The organism is Chryseobacterium sp. T20 (assembly GCF_047345655.1).
GTDB lineage: Bacteria > Bacteroidota > Bacteroidia > Flavobacteriales > Weeksellaceae > Chryseobacterium.
Genome location: NZ_JBLFDU010000001.1, coordinates 194,381 through 211,162 on the forward strand (window position 1 = coordinate 194,381; position 16,782 = coordinate 211,162).

Genomic DNA, 16,782 nt, shown 5'->3' on the forward strand with positions numbered 1-16,782 from the left:
CTTTTATAAATCAAATTTAATTCCTTGTGCTAAAGGAAGTTGTGCGGTGTAATTTATAGTATTGGTTTGTCTTCTCATATAATATTTCCAAGCGTCAGATCCTGACTCTCTTCCTCCTCCGGTTTCTTTTTCACCACCGAAAGCTCCACCAATTTCAGCACCGGAAGTTCCGATATTGACGTTGGCAATACCACAGTCTGAACCAGCATGAGAAAGGAATAATTCTGCCTCTCTTAAGTTTTGAGTCATGATTGCAGAAGACAATCCCTGAGGAACATCATTCTGAATAGCGATTGCTTCTTCTAATGTTTTGTATTTGATCAAATATAGGATCGGTGCAAAAGTTTCGTGCTGAACAATCTCATAAGAATTTTTCACTTCCGCTACGCAAGGCTTCACATAACATCCGGATTCATAATCTTTACCAGATAAAACTCCGCCTTCAACAACGAATTTTCCACCTTCTTTTTTACATTTTTTGATAGCTTCTTCGTATTGGTTTACAGCATCAGTATCAATAAGCGGTCCTACATGGTTTTTCTCATCCAATGGATTTCCTATTTTCAACTGACCATACGCTTTTGCCAATCTTGTTTTCACTTCATCATATACACTTTCGTGGATAATCAGTCTTCTTGTTGAAGTACATCTCTGACCAGCAGTTCCTACAGCTCCGAAAACAGCTCCGATAATCGACATGTCGATATCAGCTTCTTTAGTAATGATGATGGCATTGTTTCCACCTAATTCAAGGATAGACTTCCCGAATCTTTCTGCTACTTTAGAAGAAACCATTCTTCCTACTCTTGTAGATCCTGTGAAAGATACCAACGCTACTCTTTTATCATCTACCAGTTTCTGTCCGATTTCGTGGTCTGACACCAATACACTTGAAACTCCTTCAGGAAGATTATTTTCCTTCAGAACTTCCATCATGATATTCTGGCATGCAATAGCACAAAGCGGTGTTTTCTCAGATGGCTTCCAAATGGTAACGTTACCACAGATCCAAGCCAATGCAGTGTTCCAGGACCATACGGCTACCGGGAAGTTGAATGCAGTGATAATCCCAACAACTCCTAGCGGATGGTATTGCTCATACATTCTGTGTCCAGGTCTTTCCGAGTGCATAGTATACCCCTGAAGCTGTCTTGAAAGTCCAACTGCAAAGTCACAGATATCGATCATCTCCTGAACTTCACCAAGACCTTCCTGCAATGATTTACCCATTTCATAAGAAACAAGTTTACCAAGATCGTCTTTATATTCTCTTAATTTTAAGCCCAGCTGTCTTACCATCTCTCCTCTTTTGGGAGCCGGAATCAGCCTGAATTCCTGAAATGCCTTTTGAGCAGTTTCAATTACTTTGTCATAATCACTTTCTCCGGAAGTTTTTACTTTAGCGATCAATTTTCCGTCTACAGGAGAAATACTTTCTATCACCTTTCCTGAAGCGAAATATTTTCCGCCCACTGAAGTCCCTTTGTTCTCTTCTTTGATACCAAGATTTCTAAGTGTTTTTTCAATTCCGAAATCCTTTACTTTTTTTGACATAAAATCTTACTTTTCGTTCTCTCTAAAGATAAAAATATTATGTGAACCTCAAAACTTTAATTTTTAATACGCTTTTTATTTGGACTAATTATAAACATGCTTATCTTTGTAGGGTAATCTTTTTGATAATCACCAATGGAAAATTCACAAGAAAACAACTCAAAGCTTAAAAAGTGGTTCAAGCGTGTGGGATGGGCAGGATTAGCTTTCTTTACCATAAAAGGCTTAATTTGGCTCGTTATATTCTACGTTGGAGCAGATAGCCTTCAGAGTTGTATACAATAAAAAAGCAGAGAAAATTTCTCTGCTTTCTTTTTGATAGAAGGTTAACCGAATTGTTATTTCTTTATTGAAAGGCTAAAAAAGGAGGTCTTTTTTATATTTTCTCTAATTTAAAAAAAGGGAAAATAAAGGATTTTGATGAAGATATTTCCCAAAAAGATTATTTTTCTTCTGCCTTTCGTCCTATTAAACTACTCTTTCTTCTTTCTCCCTGCGTTCACCAGGCTCTGATGCAACAGGTATTCTATCTGTCCGTTCACACTTCTGAATTCATCATTGGCCCACTTTTCAAGAAGTTTATAAGTAGACTCATCTATCCTTATCACAAAGGATTTTTTACCTTTGCTTTCCGAAGAGTTCTGAGCTTTTTCTGATTTCATGTTCTAAATTCTCTAACATTATTTCTGACTATTTTAGTGTAAAAGCTATCTGCACTAAAATCTAATTATTAATTGTTCACTTCTTAATTGTAAAGTGTTCCCGCATTTAAGATAGGCGTTGCTGCTTTTTCACCGCAAAGAACCACCATTAAATTGCTTACCATTGCCGCTTTTCTTTCATCATCAAGATCTACGATATTTTCTTCAGAAAGCTTTTTCAATGCAAGGTCTACCATTCCTACCGCTCCTTCTACAATCTTGGTTCTTGCAGCAACAATAGCTGTTGCCTGCTGTCTCTGAAGCATTGCTCCTGCAATTTCTGAAGCATAAGCCAGATGCGAAATCCTTGCCTCCTGAATCACAATTCCAGCCTTTGAAAGACGGTCTGTGAGTTCCTGCTCCAAAATAGAATTAATTTTATCTCCTCCTTCTCTCAATGTAATCGGAGCATGATCATCTTCTAAATTATCATAAGGAAAGCTCATCGCCAAATGTCTTACCGCCGCTTCACTCTGCATTTTTACAAAGTCTGAATAACGCTCCACATCAAAGGCCGCTTTATAAGTATCTCCTACTTTCCATACGATCACAACTGCAATTTCAATAGGGTTACCCATTTTATCATTTACCTTCAAAGTCTGACCTTGCAGGTTTTCGGAACGTAAAGAAATTTTTTGTGATGAATATAAAGGATTGATAAAGAATAATCCGTTCTCTTTTACACTTCCCACATATTTTCCAAAGAAGTTTAATACTCTCGAATGGTTAGGCTGAATAATCATTAACCCTTTTAAGAAAAAGCACGAAAGAAGAAAGCAAAGCATAGAGATAACCACATAGGCTATACTTTGATCTACTCCACTCACAAAGAAGTATACTGCTGCAACAAACAAGGCCAGGCAAATGACCAATGTAAGATAACCCGACATGGGTTTTAATGTTTTTTCCATGATTGAATTTTAATTTGATATTATTTTGATATCATAAAGATAGTAATGAATTTTGAATTATGAATGATAAATTATGATTTTTTTGAGGTGCGGGTTTCCGGGTTCGGGGTTTCGAGTTTCGGGATATAGGATTCGGGTATTTTAGCTAACGCAAAGTTCGCGAGGTTAATTTACAATTAGGATGCATTATATTTTTGTTCGCAAAGCCACTTCATTTAGCTAAGACCTCTATTTTCTTTGCTGAGTAAAACGTCTTTGTGAACGATATCTTATCATTATCAAAATCATTGCGAACCTTAGCATTTAGAAAATATCAGCTCCTTATCCCTTACAAAACTTCTAACATAACTGAAATATCTTCTTGCTTAGTGAAACGTCTTAACGAACGATATTTTATCATCATAAAAATCATTGCGAACCTTAGCGTTTAGAAAAACACCAGTTCTTTACATTTTACAAAACTTCTAACTTAACTAAAACGTCTTCTTCTCTTGCTGAGTAAAACACTTTTGCGAACGATAACTCATCATAATATACATCATTGCGAACGCAGCGTTAAAACTACTCATCCTAAAACCAGCAACAATAGGAATAAAAAAATCCCGGAAAGTGAATTCCGGGATTTTAGTGTATGTATTCAAAAGTCTATTTCTTCGTTAAAGCTTTAAACTTGATATAAGAAACAGCTGATAGAAGGATCATTGTTCCTATTCCGATGTATACCCAAGCTGGTACTGGTACCGGATCTCCTGCTGCGTATGAGTGAAGTCCGCTTAGATAATAATTAACTCCAAAGTAAGTCATTACCATTGAGCAGAATGCAAACATTGTTGCTACGTGGAATGCCCATCTGCTTCTCAATCCAGGTACTAATCTCATGTGCAATACAAATGCATAGACCATGATAGAGATGAAAGCCCATGTTTCTTTCGGGTCCCAGCTCCAGTATCTTCCCCATGATTCGTTGGCCCAGATTCCCCCTAAGAAGTTTCCTACTGTTAATGCAAACAATCCGATTGTTAATGACATTTCAGAAACAATTACTAATTCTTTTAATGTAGTATCGTGGTGAATCTTATAGGTTTCTTTATTGGAGATAATATAGAATACCAATGAAATTACAGCAATGATCATCGACAATGCGAAGAATCCGTAACTTGAGGTAATAATGGCTACGTGAACAATCAGCCAGTAAGACTTCAATACCGGAACAAGTGGTGTAATCTGCGGATCAAGAGCAGAACCACCATGCGCAAATCCCATCATAATAACTGCCACCATGAATCCGGCTGCAGGAATTAATGCATTGGCATTTCTATACAGAATTAAACCAGCCGTAATACCTACCCAGGAGATAAAGATAATAGCTTCGTAACCGTTACTCCAAGGAGCATGCCCTGAAATATACCATCTTGCAACAAGTCCCAGGAAATGCAATAGATACCCAACTAAACCAACCGCAATAATTACTTTAATTACTTTGTTTAGTATTTTATTTGATTTGAATAATTCAACAAAACCTAGAATCAAAAGAAGACCACCAACAAGCGTGTAGAAAATCAACAGTTTGAAGTTGATATCTGCTTTATTCATGAATACTTCAAGATCCACTTTAGATTTAGCAGGAACAACCGCTTTACCCCATTTCTGCTGGTATTCTGAAAGCTTCGCCAGTTCTGCATCTGCTTTGCTCCAGTCCCCTGTTTTCTGTGCCGTAAGCGCTTCTGCAAAGTAAGGTCCCATTACCTGCTGAGATTCCATATCCGGTTCGAATTTCTGGTCTAACCATGAATGCCACGTGTGATTAGCATCATTCTTCACAGGAACAATTCTCATAAACTGACCACTGAAGAACTCATTGAAGATCTGTACTCTTTCGTTTACAGCAATTACTTCTTTATCATAGTTCGTTTGTTCAGCCGGTTTTTTACGGAATGCCGTGTTGTAATCATGCTCCAGAATATAATTTAGGTTTCCGTTAGCATCTGCCGGGAAAAGGTTCATCAGTGAAGTATAACCATCTTCATCTGCCTTTGTTTTATTTTTCAGTTCATCACCACCTTTAGGTCCTACTTTGATCATAGGAACCATTGTCCAGCTTGGTGTGTCTGTATTGATAGAAAGAAACCATTGGTTAGCCGTAAGAGACTTCCCGTCTGTTCCTTTGAATTCGTCTTTTTTGTATAATTTTCTTAAAACATCTAATGCTTCTGTGTTGATAGGAACAATTCTTCCTTCAAAACTTTGCACCAAAAGATATCCGAATTTATCAGCATGTTCTTTGCTGATTTTGTTTCTTGCAATGATTTCATCCGGAGAAATAGATCTCATTTTACCCATTGGAGTTGCCAGAGAGTTCTGCTTCGGAGCAGCACCATCAAGTGGCTGGGCAGACGGAGCCGGAGCGTGAGAATGGTTATCTCCTTCCACATGAATATGTTCTCTGCTTCCATCAGTAGTTCCGTGAGTTTCGATTTTTTGAGCATTTAACCCTAAACTTAAGAACAATAAAAGTATACCTGCTGCTTTCTTTTTATTAACGTCAGCCAGCATTTTATTTAATTTCCAGAAATGAGTTCCTTTCCAGAAGAAAATAACAAACATTCCAAGGAATAAAAGTCCGTATCCGATATAAGAAATCAAAGTTCCCCAGTAATCGTGGTTTACAGAAAGAACGGTTCCCATTCTGTCCGGATCAAAACTCGACTGGAAGAAACGGTATCCTTTATGATTAAGAACGTGGTTCATATAAATTTTATAAGGAGTTTCTTTACCTTCGTCAATGATTTTCACATGGCTTTCGTAAGCACTTGGAGATGAACTTCCAGGATACGTTTCCATCACGAAATCATCCAGTTTCAATGCGAAAGGTGTGTTGTATACTTTAGGTCCGAAACCTACCATGATGTTTAAACCATCCATCGTCACCTGCTTGTAAGCATTCGGATTTCCTTTTTCAACCGAAAGGTCTACAATTTGCTTTGTTTTTGGCCCTTGAAGCTCAATCTGAAGCATATCAGGAATATTAGCATCTTTCTTTCTATCGCCTTCAATAGCCATCAGTCTTCCTTTTTTAAGACCTTCAGGTACTACCAGCTTCAGTTCGTTAATGGTATATAAACTTCTTAATGCCAAAGGTTGGAATTCATCTTTCACTGTACTTCCTGTTGCCTGAGTAGCCATGGTCATATAGCTTGCATCTACAGGAGTTTTGATAAATAATTTTCCGCCTTCATTTTTAAATTCAACAGCTCCATCAATCGCTCTGTTGAATGTCACCAAAGTTCCGTTGATGGATTTTGTTTCTCCCGGTTTGATGTAAATGTTTTGTCTTCCGGTAGTTCCGGTAGAAACCAAATGAAGATACTCAGCACCGTTTGGCTCAGCTACAAGGCTGTCTTTTTTTCTTTGGATGTATTCCTTGGCAAACACTTTCACTTCTTTTCCGTGGAAGTCATAAGTTGCTTTTAGATCCTTGTGTAACGGAGACATCAGATAAGGAACATCCTGATAATTCAGTACATCACCCTTTTCTTCGATCTGAATTTTAAAGAAATTTTTATCGGTTACAATTTCGTTGGATGTTTCACCTTCTCTGATGTGCATTTGTCCTTCGAAACTGATGTATCTGGTGATAGCACCACCAATAAAAATAAAAACAAAGGCAAGGTGGAAAACAAGAACCGGCCACTTATCTTTCTTCCACAGTCTGTATCTTCCGATATTTCCTATGAAATTGAGAATCAGTAAGACCATGATCAGTTCGAACCATTTAGCCTCATAAATTAATGCTTTTGCTGTAGGAGTTCCGTAGTCGTTTTCTAAGAACGTTGCATAAGCCATCGCGAATGCGTACACCAGCAACAATACAGCCATTGTCCTGGTTGAGATAAGAATATCTTGGAGCTTCTTCATGATTTATTGTACTTGACATGCAAAAATAAGCATGATAAACCACAAAGAGCTTAAAAAAAGCTGTTTTTTATCACTTTGGCCTCGGTTTTGCTTATTTTGAAACATTCTTAATAAGCCCGAAAACATTAGGAAAAATTCAATTTTTAAAAATGTAAAAATTCGGATTTATATTACCTATCCGGATGATCGAGGCACTCTATTTCTCTCTTGCTATTTTTACCGCAATTAACTGATATAAAATTCATTATAATTCCAGCCTGTCACGCTCTTCCATTTTTAATTTTATTTCGGCTATTAATTCATCAATCCCGCGGAATGATTCATCCATTTTTTTCGCTTTTAAAAACATATTCAGTGCATCCCGGTACTCCATTTTTCTCATATGATAAATTCCCCAATTTTTATATGCATCGGCATTTTGAGCATCAAGCTTTAATGAATCTTCAATATCCCTGAGTCCTTCTTCATAGAGGTCTAAATTAATCTTTGCGAGTCCGCGGTTATTATAAGAATATGAAAATTTTTTATCCACTGAAATGGCTTTGTTTAATAAAGGGATAGAATCTCTATATTTTTCAAGAAGAATTAATGTGTAACCTTTATTATTTAAAGCAAATTTATTGTTAGGATCCATTTTCAAAGCTTTGTCATAATATTCAAGAGATTCTTCCAATGTTCCTGTTTCAGTAAACGTTAATGCAAAATTCGTCCAGTCATCCGTAGTCATAGAAGGATTATTTTCTTTGAATTGAATCGCAATTTCTTTTGCTTTTTCATAATTCTTACTGTTAATATGGGATACTATTGTCATCCGATAGATATTGAGATCTTTTGATTCCTGTAATAAACTATCAAAAATGGATGCAGCTTCAGAATACTTCTTCTCATGAAATTTATATATTCCTTCTGTATATTCTTCAGGGAGTTTCCTCTGCCGGATAAGATTGATGATAGCTCTTCCATCATTAGAAATCGATCTTCCATCACTCATATAAACAGTTTTCTGGCTTGGAAAAATATTGATCAAAAAATCAATTGCTGACGACACCATTAATACAATGAAAAAAAACGTAAGAAATTGAGTATTTGCAATGATAAAATAAGAGAGTAACGCTAATAATAAAGAGGCAGCCGGCCCTCCAAACACATATAAAATATGCTTATTAACCGAAAATCTTTTCTCTTCAGATTCACACAACCCTCTTCCCCATTTAAGAGGATTTTTAAATATATAAAAAGAAAAATCTTTGAAATTGATAGGAAAACTGTTATCCTTATCTCCATAAGAACCAATAAAGACATGTACTTTTTTTCTTGTAATCAGCCACACGGTAACAGCATGTCCCATTTCATGAAAAAAAACCGTTAACGGTCTGATCAATGCTAAAAAGACGAAAATAAAAATTGCGGGGACACCAAATAGTTCCATTAAAAAAAGTCTTCAGTCAGTTATTAATTATCTTTCTTAGTCATATCGAATACAATTCCAGAAATGACTAAGAAACCTGTGGCAATATACTTATTTTTCCAATGATATTTTCTTCCTGATTTTACTTAAAAACTCATGGGTGATACCCAGATAGGCCGCTACTTGCTGTTGGGTAATTTTCTGTTCCAATCCCGGATACTTTTCAAGAAATTCAAGATAACGTTTGTCTGCCGTTTTACCCGTTAAGGAAAGAATCCTCCTTTGCAGTGCTACCGAAGATTTCTGGTTCATGATTCTGAAAAGTTTTTCTATCTGCGGCATTGTTTCATACAGATGCTCCTTATCTTTTTTAGAAATCATCAATACTTCGCTGTCTTCAAGAGCTTCAATATTCAGAATACTGGGAACGGCATTGATAAGACTGTCAATATCTGTAATCCACCAGCCTTCCACAGCAAAATATAAGGTTTGTTCAAATCCGTTTTCATTGAGATAATAGACTTTAAAACAACCATTCAGAACAAACCCTTCGAAGAGACAACACTCTCCTTCTTTAAGAACAATTTCTTTCTTTTTAAACGCTTTGAATTCAAAAGGCTTTAGAAACTGTTGAAAATCCTCTTCTGAAAGGTTGATGTATTGACTGATATTTCTAAAAAGTAAATCGGACATGGGATTATTTAAGCAAAATAAAGGTATCAAAATTATTGACACCTTTATGAAATTAAGTTATGTTAAGTTATTTTTGTTCCTAAGCAATAGAACTTCAATTTTTGTTGGGTAAACGCTAAGGCGCAAAGTTTTATCATACATATTGTTTATTTTAAGACTCAAGAAAATCGAAGATTTTCAGCAAGATGACCTGTTTTAAATTTTATCGGAGATAAAATCTTTGCGACCTTAAAAACACCTGATATTCTAAAAATTCTTAGCGCCTTCGCGTTTTACAATAGCCTTTCATTTCCATTCTTTAGCAGATAGAAAAGACTTTTAGATGATTTCAAATAAAGTCTATCTTAAAAATCTTTGTGTCTGTAAGTCCAGAATAACATTATTTTAAAAATTCATTGGTACTTATTACACGGGCATAGAGATTCCCAAGAGCAGATATCCCGGCCAGAAAAGACTTTTGTACATCTGCCGCTTTTATGACTTCCCCGCTCAGCTCACGATTTCTGGTTGCTGTAGCATCTCCGATAATGGTATTGGTAAACCCAAAATCAAAAGCAGCTCTGGTTGTAGTATCTACGCAGACATCCGTCATCATTCCTGTAATCACCAGGTTTTTAATTTTTTGAGACTGCAGATAATTCAACAGATCTGTTTCCCTGAAGCTATTGGGAAAATGCTTAACGATAACTTTTTCATCTTCCTTCGGTAAAACCAGATGATTGATTTTAGCTCCCTCTGTATCCGGAAGGAAAAACGTTGCGCCATCGTTGGTAGAAATGTGCTGAATGTGAATGACAGGAAGATTGTTTTTCCTGAAATATTCTAAAATACTTCTGGTATTTTCGGCAGCCTGTTCACTTTTTTCCAGTGTCATTTTTCCTCCCGGGAAATAATCATTTTGTACATCGATAATGATTAATGCAGTGTTTTCCATTTTTTGTTTTTGTTGTGCGTTCATTGTAATCAGTGAAATGAATATCAGACCTAAGGTCAGAAAAGTTGTGAATGTATTTTTCATGTTGAAATTTTATAGGCCAAAATTACAGACGCTCCAGGTCCTGACCTTTGAACTAGTTCAAAAAACAGTATTGAGATAAAATAATTTCTAATATTGTTAATTTTTTTAATCTCCGACCGTTTAAATCGAAAATTTTATTATCTTTTTTAAAGAAAAATAAATATTAATCAGTTAATATAATTTAACGGTATCAGATTTGGATAAGCAAAAAAAATAACCTTATTTTATTCTACTGTAACAGAAAATATTTTTAAAGAAAAAAATTAAACAACCTCTATAAAAGCGGGATTTCCAAATTGTTTTTTGGATAAAAAAGATTCATTTAGTGTTGAATAAAACATTAAATTTGCGACATTGATATTATGGATAAAAAGACACAAAAAAAACCGACTGAATCGCCTGAGAAAGGCAGAATTTTATCTAAGCCACGTATTTTTTTCGGGCTTACTTTTATACTTTTATCGGCTGTTCTTGCATTCTCATTCGTCTCTTATCTGATGAACTGGAAAGCAGATCAAAGCCAGGCAGGAACCATGCTGGACAAAAGCATAAAATCTTCCAACATTTTTGGTAAGGTAGGTGACTGGCTTGGGAATATTTTCATTTTTGAAAGTATTGGTATTGCCTCATTTATCATTGCATTTTTACTGCTTGTAGTAGGAACACTGATTCTTAAGAAAAAAATCTTCAAACCCTGGAAAACTATTGGGCATTCTTTATTTTTTATCTGCTGGCTTCCTATTTTTATGGGAGCACTTACTAAAGGACAAGGTGTTTTAGGAGGTGTCTATGGATATCAGATCATGGATTACCTTAATTCCATTATCGGAGCAGTAGGTTTGTGGACCGTATTAGCAGCAAGTATTCTTCTCTATTTTATTCTTGAATTCAATCTTCGTCCAAGTTCTATCAAGGCAAAACTGGATAAAATCAATGAAAATACGATTGGAAAAGTAAAATCTATGATGCCTGACTCCAATGATGATTTCGAAGCTGATGAGGAATTGAGAGAAGAAGCAGAGGAAGCGGAAGAAGAAACCACCTCCAGAGTTACGGTAAGTGATGTTACGAATCATACTGTCAATACTCCGATTAATACAATGAAAGAACCAGAACCGGTAAGTGCTCCGAAAGGATTCCCTGAAGTTCCTGTTTCAAACGAGATAGAGACCATTACTACACCTAACCATACTTCTTTTGATGCGGAACCTAAGGAGGTTTCCCAACCGGTAAGTTTAAATCTTTCTACCAAACCAATTGTTCCGGTTTCCAGCCCGGAGGAAGCATTTGACATCAGACCTTCTGCTCCGTCTCCGGCAGTAACCACTGCTCCGGCACAGGAAAATATTAAATTCAATGTAGAGGTCGCTCAGGTAGTTGATGTTTTGGATGATTCTGATAAAAAGTCTCAGGAACTTGTAGAAAAGCATGGATTGTATGATCACAAGCTGGATCTTGCTAATTTCCAGATGCCACCTGTAGAATTACTGAAAGATTATGGAAATGAAGAAATTTCTATCAATAAGGAAGAATTAGAAGAAAATAAAAATAAGATTGTTGGACTGCTTAAGAATTTCAACGTTGGAATCGCAGAGATTAAAGCAACCATCGGGCCTACCGTTACGCTTTATGAAATTGTTCCTGAAGCAGGAATCCGAGTTGCAGCAATTAAAAAACTGCAGGATGATATCGCGCTGAACCTTTCTGCATTAGGAATCAGAATTATCGCTCCAATGCCAGGAAAAGGAACTATCGGGATTGAGGTACCAAGAAAAAATCCTACGATGGTTTCTATGCGTTCTGTTATTGCTTCTCAGAAATTCCAGAATACGGATATGGATCTTCCGGTAGTTTTCGGAAAGACTATTTCCAACGAAATCTTCATGGCCGACCTTTCGAAAATGCCTCACTTATTGATGGCAGGAGCAACAGGTCAGGGTAAATCTGTAGGGATCAATGCTATTCTTACTTCCCTTCTTTATAAAAAACACCCAAGCGAACTAAAGTTCGTCATGGTAGATCCTAAAAAAGTAGAACTTTCATTATACTCAAAAATTGAAAGACATTATCTGGCCAAACTTCCGGATGCAGAAGAAGCTATCATTACCGATACCAATAAAGTAATCAATACGCTGAACTCTCTTTGTATTGAAATGGATACCCGATATGATCTTCTTAAAAATGCTTTCTGTAAAAACTTAAAAGAATACAATAAGAAGTTTACGGAAAGAAAATTAAATCCTGAAAACGGACACCGTTATTTACCTTATATCGTATTGGTAGTAGATGAGTTCGCAGATTTGATTATGACGGCAGGAAAAGAGGTTGAATTACCAATTGCGAGACTTGCACAGCTTGCAAGAGCTGTAGGAATCCACCTTATTGTGGCTACACAGAGACCATCTGTAAATGTTATTACAGGTATGATCAAAGCCAACTTCCCTGCAAGAGCTGCCTTCAGAGTAATTTCCAGTGTAGACTCCAGAACAATCCTGGATTCTCCGGGAGCAGATCAGCTGATCGGTAAAGGAGATATGCTTTATTTCAATGGAAACGAGATCTTAAGACTTCAGTGTGCTTTCGTAGATACTCCGGAAGTGGAAAGACTGGCAGAGTTTATCGGGGAACAAAAAGGATATGCTTCAGCATTATTGCTTCCTGAATATGTTTCAGAAGATTCAACAAGTACTGTAGGTGCTTTTGACCCGAACGAAAAAGATGCTTTATTTGAAGAAGCAGCAAGAATTATTGTTTCTACACAACAGGGATCTACCTCAATGCTTCAGAGACAATTAAAACTGGGGTACAACAGAGCCGGAAGAATTATGGATCAGCTTGAAGCAAGTGGTATCGTTGGAGGCTTTAACGGAGCAAAAGCAAGAGAGGTTCTTATCAGTGACCTTCATTCTTTGGAACAGTTTTTGGAAGATCTGCGTAGTTAAAGGAAAAATGAATAGTTTTAACCTTAAGAGTTAAAGAAAATCTAACGATTATTAAATAAAAAAATGAAGAATATTATTTCAAAAGTTATATTAGGAAGTTTTGTTGTAGGTGCAGTAGGTATGGCCAACGCTCAGAAGATTGATGCTAAAGCTAAAAAGATATTGGATGATATTACAGCCAACTACAATTCTAAAAAGAATTCTTACTTCAAATTTTCTTTTGGAAGCGGTCTTAACGGACAGGTGACAAAAACAGAACCTGGTATTTATTATGTAGCAGGAGAGAAATACAAACTGAAGATCATGGATACAGAGCAGATCTTCGATGGTAATAAAATTTACAATATCAACGCTGATGATATGGAAGTAACCATTGCTAAACCGAACGGAAGCAGTACCATGTTCTCCCCTATCAACTATCTTACAAACTATAGAAATGATTATAATGTAACTTATAACGGTAAGAAAGTGGTCAATGGTGTGAATACAGACTTTATTAAACTGACTCCGGTAAAAGCGAACGGAATAAAATACGTATACCTTTTTGTAGATTCAGCGAAAAAGCAAATGGTAAAACTGGAACAGCATGGAAACAACAAAGATGTTGCTGTAATTGCTATTAAAGAGTACAAAGAAAACCAGGAGCTGGATCCTAATATGTTTGTTTTTGACAAAAATAAGTTTAAAAACTACATCGTTACAGAACTTTAAAAAGCTGAAAGTGAATTCGCAACTATGTAAATTTACTTTTAAAGTTAAAAAAATAACAAAATATAAAAAGCCACAAGTAAACTTTGTGGCTTTTTGATTAATTTTGGCGCATGTTAAAAATACTAGACCGATACATTATAAAAACCTTCTTTGGACCGTTTTTCTTTATATTCAGCGTATTGTTTTTCATTTTTATTGTAAACATTATCTGGGTACAGTTGGGACAGTTTATGGGAAAAGGATTAAGCTACTGGCAAATCCTTAAACTTCTTTTTTATCTTGGGGTAAACGTTATCAGTATGGTTCTCCCGCTTACGATCCTTCTGGCGAGTATTATGTCATTTGGTGAATTTGGAGAACGTTACGAGCTTGCAGCTATGAAAGCAGCAGGAATTCCTTTGACCCGGGTAATGACTCCTCTTCTTGGAATTTCAACGGCACTTGCCATCATGTTGTTTTTCTTTTCCAACAATATTATTCCTGATTTTCAGAAGAAAGCCAAGAACATGCTTTTCAATATTGCCCAGACTAAACCGGCTATCAACTTTACTCCGGGACAGTTTATTGATCAGATTCCAGGTTATATGGTAAAGTTTGACAAGATCTATGGGGAAAGCGGAGAAAATATTGAAGGCGTTTTTGTTCATAAAAAAGCCAATGCTTACGAAAACCAACAATCTGTAGTGGCTGAAAAAGGAAAATTTGTTCCGGCTGCCAATAAAAATTTTCTAAAGCTTGTTCTATATAACGGCTATGTATTTGAGGATGCTTTTGCCGGAAAAGGTGATAATGTAAGGCTAAAACAGCCTGACCAGGCGATTAAATTCGATACATTGGTATCTCACTTTGACATCAGTGAAATCATCAATAAAGCCATCGAAAAAGAACAGATTACCGATGACTACCGTTTCCAGACCTACAACCAGCTTGACGGAACAATTTCAAAAACCAAAAAAGACAATAAACAGTTCTTTGATAACATCGGATCCGAGGTTCTTAACCAGACCAATTCTGTGATTACCTACATGGATAAAGGCAACAAACATAAAGTAGCTCCGAAGACCCAGATCAAACTGGACACAGTAAAAGGGGATAAAAAACTGGAAATCATTTACAATTCCTACAACAGATTAGACAACCTGAAATCAACACTGGAATCTAAAAAGAATGAATACAGTTCTAACGTAAAATACTTCAGTAAAGTCGTTATTTACCAGCAGAGAATTGTCGCCTATTCGGTGACCTGTATCATCTTCTTCCTGATTGGATCAAGTTTAGGTTCCATCATCAGAAAAGGAGGAATGGGACTTCCGGTAATCATCGCTATCGTTATTTTCATTGTCTTTTATGTAATGAATGTTGGGGTAGAAAACATGTCGTGGAGCGGAAAAATGAACCCTTACCTTGCAGCATGGCTTCCTAACCTGATCCTTCTTCCTTTTGGAGTCTGGATGACTTATAAAGCGCTTACAGATTCACAATTATTTGATGCAGAAAAATACAAAGCATTGTTCAAACCCATCACCAAAAGGTTTACAAAAAGCAAAGAACATCAGAGATATCAATAATTCTGATATAGAAATAAAAAAGCTTCGGAGTTTCTCCGAAGCTTTTTTCATATAAGGACCTGAAAAGATCAATACAATGTCTATAAAACCAAAGAGGCTTCCTATCAGAAACCTCTTTATTATTTTTTAAAACTGATACACAAAAGCATTAATATTCATCCCTGCACCTACAGACGCAAATAAAACCACATCATTCTTCTCTATTTTATGATGTTCCAGTTCATCCTTTAAAATCATCGTCAGCAAAGAAGGAATTGTCGCTACACTGCTATTTCCCAATTTGTGAATAACCATAGGCATAATATTTTCCGGAACCGGTTTTCCATATAATTGATAAAACCTGTTCACGATGGCTTCATCCATTTTTTCGTTCGCCTGATGAATAATAATCTTATTCAACTGATCAATGGAATATCCACTGTTGTCAAGACATTTTTTCATGGCATCCGGAACATTCACCAGAGCAAATTCATATATTTTCCTGCCATCCATCTTGATGTATCGGGTATCCGGGCATCTTTCGTTATTGTAAGATTTTCCAAAGTACAGATAGTCTTTCTCGTCAAGTGTATAAGAAGCTGACAAATGAGATTTGATCCCGGAATCATCATTGGGGTTTACTTCCAGAACAGCCGCTCCCGCTCCATCCGCATAAATCATACTGTCTCTGTCGTGAATATCTACCACACGGGATAGTGTTTCTGCCCCAATCACCAAACATCGTTTAGCCAAACCGGATTTGATAAACGCATGAGCCTGTATGACACCTTCAATCCAGCCCGGACATCCAAAAAGAACATCATAGGCTACGCAGAAATTATTTCTGATCCCCAATAAATGTTTTACCCTGGCAGCAAGGCTGGGTACCGTATCAGACTGAACCGTTCCAAAACGAACATCCCCGAAGTTATGGGCAAATATAATATAGTCCAATGTTTCAGGATCAACTCCCGCATTTTCTATGGCTTCACGCGCCGCAATAAGCCCCAGATCCGAAGTAACCTGTGTACTATGCGCATATCTTCTCTCCTCAATACCCGTAATTTTTTTTAACTTATCCGTAATGGAGGCATTATTCTCTTTTAATAATATCCCTTCTTCATTAAGAAAAATATGTTTATCAAAAAATAAATTGGTTATGGTTTCCGATGGGATGTAGTTTCCTACCCCGATTATTTTTGTCATCATTTTTAGTATCTGTTTCCTGTTTTTTAATTAAACGTCAGGAATAATTCATTAAATATAATGAATGAACGTAAATACTTCACAATATAGTATGGAACAAGAATGTATTGCATTGCAAAAAGTGAAATGTAACGGTAAAAATCACAAAAAAAGAGGTCTCTCAAAAGAAACCTCTC

At 36.3% G+C, this 16,782-nt stretch carries 12 protein-coding genes; 4 read left to right on the forward strand and 8 right to left on the reverse strand.

What is annotated here, in order from left to right:
* Positions 1-3: 3 nt before the first annotated feature.
* Positions 4-1,554, reverse strand: coding sequence for an aldehyde dehydrogenase family protein (locus ACMA47_RS00895; RefSeq protein WP_413928280.1), 1,551 nt, complete (start codon positions 1,552-1,554; stop codon positions 4-6).
* A 135-nt stretch (positions 1,555-1,689) separates the two neighbouring features.
* Here ACMA47_RS00895 and ACMA47_RS00900 point away from each other — a divergent pair, with 135 nt between their 5' ends.
* The gene (locus ACMA47_RS00900; RefSeq protein ID WP_002979804.1) at positions 1,690-1,839 is read left to right on the forward strand and encodes a histidine kinase; all 150 of its coding nucleotides are present in this window, start codon (positions 1,690-1,692) and stop codon (positions 1,837-1,839) included.
* A 188-nt stretch (positions 1,840-2,027) separates the two neighbouring features.
* Here ACMA47_RS00900 and ACMA47_RS00905 read toward each other — a convergent pair whose 3' ends face one another.
* The 6 genes from ACMA47_RS00905 to ACMA47_RS00930 form a co-directional block, all read right to left on the reverse strand.
* The gene (locus tag ACMA47_RS00905; RefSeq protein ID WP_034694367.1) at positions 2,028-2,216 is read right to left on the reverse strand and encodes a hypothetical protein; all 189 of its coding nucleotides are present in this window, start codon (positions 2,214-2,216) and stop codon (positions 2,028-2,030) included.
* An 83-nt stretch (positions 2,217-2,299) separates the two neighbouring features.
* On the reverse strand, positions 2,300-3,166 hold the full coding sequence (locus tag ACMA47_RS00910; RefSeq protein ID WP_079241549.1) for an SPFH domain-containing protein: 867 nt from the start codon (positions 3,164-3,166) through the stop codon (positions 2,300-2,302).
* A gap of 645 nt (positions 3,167-3,811) precedes the next feature.
* Positions 3,812-7,081, reverse strand: coding sequence for a cytochrome c biogenesis protein CcsA (gene ccsA, locus ACMA47_RS00915; protein ID WP_413928281.1), 3,270 nt, complete (start codon positions 7,079-7,081; stop codon positions 3,812-3,814).
* Positions 7,082-7,325: 244 nt separating this feature from the next.
* The gene (locus ACMA47_RS00920) at positions 7,326-8,510 is read right to left on the reverse strand and encodes a M50 family metallopeptidase (RefSeq protein ID WP_413928282.1); all 1,185 of its coding nucleotides are present in this window, start codon (positions 8,508-8,510) and stop codon (positions 7,326-7,328) included.
* Between the two features lie 90 nt (positions 8,511-8,600).
* Positions 8,601-9,182, reverse strand: coding sequence for a Crp/Fnr family transcriptional regulator (locus ACMA47_RS00925; protein WP_413928283.1), 582 nt, complete (start codon positions 9,180-9,182; stop codon positions 8,601-8,603).
* A 379-nt stretch (positions 9,183-9,561) separates the two neighbouring features.
* The gene (locus ACMA47_RS00930) at positions 9,562-10,200 is read right to left on the reverse strand and encodes a cysteine hydrolase family protein (RefSeq protein WP_413928284.1); all 639 of its coding nucleotides are present in this window, start codon (positions 10,198-10,200) and stop codon (positions 9,562-9,564) included.
* Positions 10,201-10,562: 362 nt separating this feature from the next.
* Between ACMA47_RS00930 and ACMA47_RS00935 the strand changes: the two genes are divergently transcribed.
* From ACMA47_RS00935 to ACMA47_RS00945, 3 genes are all read left to right on the forward strand, one after another.
* Entirely contained in the window at positions 10,563-13,142 is a 2,580-nt protein-coding gene (locus tag ACMA47_RS00935; RefSeq protein ID WP_413928285.1) for a DNA translocase FtsK 4TM domain-containing protein, read from the forward strand.
* Positions 13,143-13,205: 63 nt separating this feature from the next.
* A complete protein-coding gene (locus tag ACMA47_RS00940; protein WP_413928286.1) occupies positions 13,206-13,853 on the forward strand; it encodes a LolA family protein in 648 nt (215 codons plus the stop codon).
* A gap of 110 nt (positions 13,854-13,963) precedes the next feature.
* Positions 13,964-15,421: an LptF/LptG family permease gene (locus ACMA47_RS00945; RefSeq protein WP_413928287.1), complete on the forward strand. Its 1,458-nt coding sequence runs from the start codon at positions 13,964-13,966 to the stop codon at positions 15,419-15,421.
* Between the two features lie 126 nt (positions 15,422-15,547).
* Here ACMA47_RS00945 and ACMA47_RS00950 read toward each other — a convergent pair whose 3' ends face one another.
* Positions 15,548-16,609 (reverse strand): 3-oxoacyl-ACP synthase III family protein, encoded by a 1,062-nt coding sequence (locus tag ACMA47_RS00950; protein WP_413928288.1) that lies wholly within the window; start codon positions 16,607-16,609, stop codon positions 15,548-15,550.
* Between the last annotated feature and the right edge of the window lie 173 nt (positions 16,610-16,782).

Excerpts from the sequence above, each read along its gene's own strand:
- ACMA47_RS00925 (WP_413928283.1), bottom strand. The coding sequence starts at position 9,182 with ATGTCCGATTTACTTTTTAGAAATATCAGTCAATACATCAACCTTTCA.
- ACMA47_RS00950 (WP_413928288.1), bottom strand. The coding sequence starts at position 16,609 with ATGATGACAAAAATAATCGGGGTAGGAAACTACATCCCATCGGAAACC.
- ACMA47_RS00900 (WP_002979804.1), top strand. The coding sequence starts at position 1,690 with ATGGAAAATTCACAAGAAAACAACTCAAAGCTTAAAAAGTGGTTCAAG.
- ACMA47_RS00920 (WP_413928282.1), bottom strand. The coding sequence starts at position 8,510 with ATGGAACTATTTGGTGTCCCCGCAATTTTTATTTTCGTCTTTTTAGCA.
- ACMA47_RS00945 (WP_413928287.1), top strand. The coding sequence starts at position 13,964 with ATGTTAAAAATACTAGACCGATACATTATAAAAACCTTCTTTGGACCG.
- ACMA47_RS00910 (WP_079241549.1), bottom strand. The coding sequence starts at position 3,166 with ATGGAAAAAACATTAAAACCCATGTCGGGTTATCTTACATTGGTCATT.
- ccsA (WP_413928281.1), bottom strand. The coding sequence starts at position 7,081 with ATGAAGAAGCTCCAAGATATTCTTATCTCAACCAGGACAATGGCTGTA.
- ACMA47_RS00905 (WP_034694367.1), bottom strand. The coding sequence starts at position 2,216 with ATGAAATCAGAAAAAGCTCAGAACTCTTCGGAAAGCAAAGGTAAAAAA.
- ACMA47_RS00940 (WP_413928286.1), top strand. The coding sequence starts at position 13,206 with ATGAAGAATATTATTTCAAAAGTTATATTAGGAAGTTTTGTTGTAGGT.
- ACMA47_RS00930 (WP_413928284.1), bottom strand. The coding sequence starts at position 10,200 with ATGAAAAATACATTCACAACTTTTCTGACCTTAGGTCTGATATTCATT.
- ACMA47_RS00935 (WP_413928285.1), top strand. The coding sequence starts at position 10,563 with ATGGATAAAAAGACACAAAAAAAACCGACTGAATCGCCTGAGAAAGGC.
- ACMA47_RS00895 (WP_413928280.1), bottom strand. The coding sequence starts at position 1,554 with ATGTCAAAAAAAGTAAAGGATTTCGGAATTGAAAAAACACTTAGAAAT.